This is a genomic window from Trueperaceae bacterium (assembly GCA_036381035.1).
Lineage (GTDB): Bacteria > Deinococcota > Deinococci > Deinococcales > Trueperaceae > DASRWD01.
The window spans coordinates 1-1694 of the sequence record DASVDQ010000163.1 but is presented as its reverse complement, the minus strand read 5'-3'; the positions used below and the strand labels follow the sequence as shown (position 1 = coordinate 1694).

Annotated in this window: 1 protein-coding gene; it reads left to right on the top strand. The window is 64.7% G+C overall.

The window, feature by feature from the left end:
• The first annotated feature begins 103 nt into the window (after nt 1-103).
• Nucleotides 104-1081, top strand: a complete 978-nt coding sequence (locus tag VF202_15740) for a DUF932 domain-containing protein (protein ID HEX7041569.1) — start codon at nt 104-106, stop codon at nt 1079-1081.
• Nucleotides 1082-1694: the final 613 nt, after the last annotated feature.

Below are 1694 nucleotides of genomic sequence, written 5' to 3'. Positions count from 1 at the left end.
CCGTACCTGTAGAAAATCTTGAAAAACGTGTTTACATGAGTTGCCGCGCTGGCTAAGCTGGTCATGCCAGCAGGAAGTTGGCAAGACAGGAAGGAACGGCACCATGCCGAACACGGAGCTCGACGTCAAGCGCCTCCCCTGGGCGGAGAACATGGTCGAGATCAGCGCCGGCGCGACCAGTCGGGAGCTGCTCGAGGCGGCCGGCCTGGACTGGACCGTCGAGAAGACCACGCTCTTCCGCCGGCCCCCGTACATCCCCGTCACCAGCCAGGAGGACGGCTACGAGCCGATCACCGTGATGGCGCCGAACCTCGACGGGCAGCTCGTCGAGGCGGAGGACGTCTTCGACATCCAGCGCCCCCTGGACGGCAAGATCTTCGGCCAGGTCGGCGGCGACTACGTCCCGGTCCAGAACGTCGAGGCGTTCACGTTCGCCGACCACCTCGTCTTCGACGAGGGCGGCGAGTGGATCGCGGCCGGCGAGCAGTACGGCGGCAAGATCGTCTTCGGGGTCATGAAGCTGAACGGCCACACGATCATGGTCGACGGCAAGGACCCGGTGGACCTGTACCTCACCATCCGGACCAGCCACAACGGCACCACGGGCCTCCAGGCGTACGTCACCCCGGTCCGCATGGCCTGCGAGAACATGACCTCGATCATGATCGCTCAGGCCAAGCAGAAGTGGAGCATGCGGCACGTCGGTGACGTCGCCGGCAAGATCCAGCAGGCGCGGGACACCCTGCGGCTGTCGCTCAAGTACCAGGACGAGCTGGAGCGGGAGCTCAACGAGCTGCTGCAGGTCCCCGTCTCGGACGAGAAGGCCGAGTGGGTGCTCGGCCGAGTGATCAAGGGCTCCGAGAAGCGCAAGGAGCGCGTGATCACCGGGATCCTCAGCTGCTACCTGGACGACGAGACCAACGGCTTCGCGGGCACCGGCTACGGGCTGCTCAACGGCCTCACGGACTACTTCGACCACGAGGCCAAGCGGCAGTCCAGCACCGCTCGCCTGCAGGAGCAGTACGACGGCGAGGGCGCGCGGGCGCGCAACTCCCTGGTCGCGGAGCTGCTCCACAAGTAAACACGTAAGATGGGGTAGGGCCCGGTCTTCGGACCGGGCCCTTATCGGCGTTCTAGAGGGAAGGAGACTGACGTGGATGACGCCACACGTGATGCGCCACTCGCGGGCTTCCAGGGCGTGGCCGAGGCGCTTTCTACGGAAGCCCGCCCCGTGTCTCGACAGCAGGTATACGTTTGGTGGGTCCGGCGTGCCCGCAATGGGTTCCCGGACCGGGCGAATGAGGGAGTAGGCCGTCCGCGCTTCGATCTGGACGCCGTGCGTGACTGGTACGCCGGATACGTCCCGGATCGAGGTGGCCGGCCCAGAAAGGAAGGATGATCAAGTTATGTGGGTGAAGTTCAGCCACTGCGGCGCCAGTAACACGTGCGTCGAACTGTCGTCGGAGGTGTCGTGGCGCACGGCATGCGGCGCCAACACCGGTTTGTGTCGAGGTCGGTGACGCCGGCACCCGGATCAAGATCCGCGACTCGAAGTTCCCGGACATGCCGCACCTCGACCTCAGTACCAGCGAGTTCGGCTCACTGCTCAACGCCTTGAAAACGATCTAAAACGTGTATACATCGTGTGCATGAGCGCATAGTGTGGCAAGTCAGGTGGCCCGCGCCTCGGATCC

Coding starts and splice junctions, on each gene's coding strand:
- VF202_15740 (HEX7041569.1), top strand. CDS start 104: ATGCCGAACACGGAGCTCGACGTCAAGCGCCTCCCCTGGGCGGAGAAC.